Annotated in this window: 6 protein-coding genes; 2 read left to right on the forward strand and 4 right to left on the reverse strand. The window is 69.7% G+C overall.

Features of this window, described 5'->3' with window-relative positions:
- The first annotated feature begins 135 nt into the window (after nt 1-135).
- Nucleotides 136-543 (forward strand): flagellar biosynthesis repressor FlbT, encoded by a 408-nt coding sequence (locus MOX02_RS29940; protein ID WP_147029400.1) that lies wholly within the window; start codon nt 136-138, stop codon nt 541-543.
- A 9-nt stretch (nt 544-552) separates the two neighbouring features.
- Here the strand turns inward: MOX02_RS29940 and flaF are convergent, their stop codons facing one another.
- Nucleotides 553-924 (reverse strand): flagellar biosynthesis regulator FlaF, encoded by a 372-nt coding sequence (gene flaF / locus MOX02_RS29945; RefSeq protein WP_147029401.1) that lies wholly within the window; start codon nt 922-924, stop codon nt 553-555.
- Between the two features lie 181 nt (nt 925-1105).
- Between flaF and MOX02_RS29950 the strand changes: the two genes are divergently transcribed.
- Nucleotides 1106-1351, forward strand: coding sequence for a hypothetical protein (locus tag MOX02_RS29950; RefSeq protein ID WP_147029402.1), 246 nt, complete (start codon nt 1106-1108; stop codon nt 1349-1351).
- A 54-nt stretch (nt 1352-1405) separates the two neighbouring features.
- Here MOX02_RS29950 and MOX02_RS32815 read toward each other — a convergent pair whose 3' ends face one another.
- The 3 genes from MOX02_RS32815 to MOX02_RS29960 form a co-directional block, all read right to left on the reverse strand.
- The gene (locus MOX02_RS32815; RefSeq protein WP_280525377.1) at nt 1406-1537 is read right to left on the reverse strand and encodes a hypothetical protein; all 132 of its coding nucleotides are present in this window, start codon (nt 1535-1537) and stop codon (nt 1406-1408) included.
- Between the two features lie 90 nt (nt 1538-1627).
- A complete protein-coding gene (locus MOX02_RS29955) occupies nt 1628-1939 on the reverse strand; it encodes a hypothetical protein (protein WP_147029403.1) in 312 nt (103 codons plus the stop codon).
- 81 nt (nt 1940-2020) lie between these two features.
- Entirely contained in the window at nt 2021-2569 is a 549-nt protein-coding gene (locus MOX02_RS29960; RefSeq protein WP_147029404.1) for a metallophosphoesterase family protein, read from the reverse strand.
- Nucleotides 2570-3074 lie beyond the last annotated feature (505 nt).

The following is a 3074-nucleotide window of genomic DNA, read 5'->3' on the forward strand; positions in this document are numbered from 1 at the left end:
AGACCGTACGCAGACGCGCGCGAGCGGATCGGCGGCGGGGCTCACGCCCCGCCGTTTGCGTTTGCTTAACCTTTTGCCCGCGAAGGTCGCCTTGATCGAGGCCCGGCTCAGCCGGCGCCGGTTCGGGAGGGCAGGATGCCGCTGCGGATCGAGTTGAAGCCCGGGGAGCGGGTCATCATCGGGGATTGCGCGATCCGCAACGGGCCGCGCCGCTCGGCCTTCATCGTCGAGACGCCGCACAAGGTGCTGCGCGAATCGGAGATCGTGCGGGAATCCGAGGCCGACACGCCGGCCAAGCAGATCTGCGTGGCGCTGCAGCGGGCCTACCTGCTCGACGACCCCTTCGACGCCGAGACGGAGTTCATGGGGCTCGCCAACGCGGTCATGCAGGCCGCGCCGAGCAGCAAGCCCTTCATCGCGGCGATCTACGAGAAGCTCGCCGCGGGCGACCATTACCGGGCGCTCAAGGCCGCGCGCGACCTCGTCGCGCACGAGGGCCGCCTGCTGGCGCTCGCGGAGGCCGAGGCCCCCGCCTCGGCCTGAGACGGGCGCTCAGTGGCCGGCGTCGCCCTGCAGGCCGGCGGCGATGTTGTGGTTGATCGAGATGAGGGCGTCGAGCGTCTCGGGCTTCGGCGCGATCATCATGTCGAGGGTCGAGCGGAACACGAACACCGCGAGCCTGCCGACGTTCTGCTTCACCGCCTCGGGCAGCGGGTTCGTCGGGGCGGTGGCGTCGCCTGCGATCACGGTCCAGACCTTGCGGTTGAAGGAGAGCGCGTCGTTCAGATGGGCCTCCTGGTCGGGCCAGCCGGCGCGCACGCTCTGCAGGCGGTTCGCGGCCTTGATCAGGACGGCGGCCTCGGCCTCGCGGGGGGAGAGCACGCTGCGGGATGTCTTGGCGTAGGCGTTGGCGGCATGCATCATCGGATGGCGTCCCCCTGTCCCGGCCGCGATGAGTGCGGCGTCAGGCTAGCGGTGTCGCATGCCGGGCTTAAGACAAGGTGTGCGCGGAGATCGCCGCAATGACGCCCGGATGCGGCGCGAGCACCGCGCCGGAAGGGTGGTCGCCGGACCCGTCGGCGACGAGGCGCGAGAATCCGTCAGCATGTTGAATTTTCTGTTGGGGACCGTCGCCGGAGGGCTCATCGCCTGCATCGCGACCATCGCCGCCGCCCGCCACCCGGACGTCCAGGCCCGGCTCGGCCTGACCGCGCCCCCGAGCACCGCCATGACGGCCGCGGCGATCACCCGGCCCGAGGTGCCGTGCCGGCCGCAAGGAGCGCCGGCGCAGACGGTGGGAGATCCCGAGATGCTGTTCTCGAAGCGGCGGTTCTGGTCGGTGGCGCCCTGAACGGGCGCACCGACCCGGCGGCCTGGCCCGTGCCGCGCGCCCGCTGCCCGAGGGTCAGACGCTGCTGAGGAGGAACATCACCATCGTGGTCGCCACGGTGGTGCTGAGGAAGCCGCAGAGGGCCGCCGCGAAGGAGGGGCCGGTGGCGGGGAAGGCGTCGGAGCGGGTGGTGGTCTCGGTGTGCATCGGTCTGACTTTCGGTGCGCGACTCGCTCGCCGCGTCGGGAATGACGTTGCCGTTAAGGCGTTCGAAAGGGTGTGCGTGGCCGCACAGGCTCAGTCGCAGCGGTTGACCCGCTTGGCGACGCGCAGGGCGCGCAGCTCGCTGCGCAGGTCGATCGCCACGACGCCCGCGCCGCAATCGTCGAAGGCGTCCCGGGCGTCGTTGTAGCGGTCGCCCACCTCGTCGAGCGTGTCGCAGACGCGATCGTGGTCGCCGAGCCGCGCCTCCTGGCGGGCCTGGAAGCGCAGGGCGTTCGCCTCGTCGACCTTTCGCTGGGCCTCGAGGCAGCGGGGCAGTGCGGAGGCCGGCGGAGCGCAGGCAAGCAGGCTCAGTCCGGCAAGAGCGGAGAGGGTCAGGTAACGCATTGGAACACCGTGGGTTGTGACGGGAGCGCGAGGCGCTCTTCAGGAAGGTTGACTTCGCTCGGTCATCGCCCGTTCAGGTGCTCAAACGGCGAAGCTGCCGCGATGGTTCCGCCCCTCGGGGGCCTTCGCGCCGCGCCGCCGCGAGGCCAGGATCGCGGGGAGCTGCACCGGGGCGAAGCCCTGCGCGTCGACGCCGACATCGTACTGCTTGGGGATAGGCTTGAGCTGCCCGTGGCTGTGCCCGTGCAGGTTCAGGGCGCCGCGCCCGATGCCGTTCCAGGTGCGGAACGCGTAGTGGCAGAGGACGAGCCGGCGCGCCTCGACCGTGATCTCGGCGTAGTGCGCCACCGAGGCCCAGCCCGGCGCCGCGAGGGTGCCCGGCCCGTCATTGTTGCCGCGGATCAGGTGCTTGGTGCCGGCCAGCGACGCGAGGATCTCGGCAACCCGCGCATCGCTCGGACCAAGAGCGAAGTCGCCCAGGTGCCAGACCTCGTCCTCCGGCGCGACGACCGCGTTCCAGTTCGCGATCAGCGCGGCGTCGTGGGCGGCGAGGTCGGGGAAGGGCCTGCGGTCGAGGCGCAGGATGCGCGGGTCGCCGAAATGGGTGTCGCTGGTGAAGTATATCGCCATCGGTGCGGCGGAGCCCCCGCGAAGGTGTGACGCCTGACAATGCGGGAGGGCGAAATCGGATGCGGGGGCGGTGTGACGGGCCCCGCCGCGATGGCCTCGAAAGTGCCGGCGAGCGGAGCCAAGCGGTCTCGCATCCGGGCTCAGGTGGAGCCGGCGCGGCCCGGGCGGCCGGCGGATTTCGCTGTTAGCGGCGAGACTTGCGTGATGTTTCAGGGTCCGAGGGCCGAGTGCCGGACACCGCGTCCGGATTTGCACGTCCGAAATCCGAACTTAATCCGATAAAATTTGCGCGGGGTCACAGAACATTCCGATTGCCAAAGCTTTCCTTGGAATAATAATGTATACATCGCTGTGATCAGCGCACTCATCGAAAGAAGTGCGCGGTCGCTGCACCACGGCGCACGTGCGCCCAGTCAAACACGATGATTCGAGACTGGTGTCGGCGGGCTGTGCAGTCGCGAGAGGAGACGACGCATGACATCATATGCCACTGCTGGTGAGGGGG

Source organism: Methylobacterium oxalidis (assembly GCF_007992195.1).
GTDB classification, from domain to species: Bacteria; Pseudomonadota; Alphaproteobacteria; order Rhizobiales; family Beijerinckiaceae; genus Methylobacterium; species Methylobacterium oxalidis.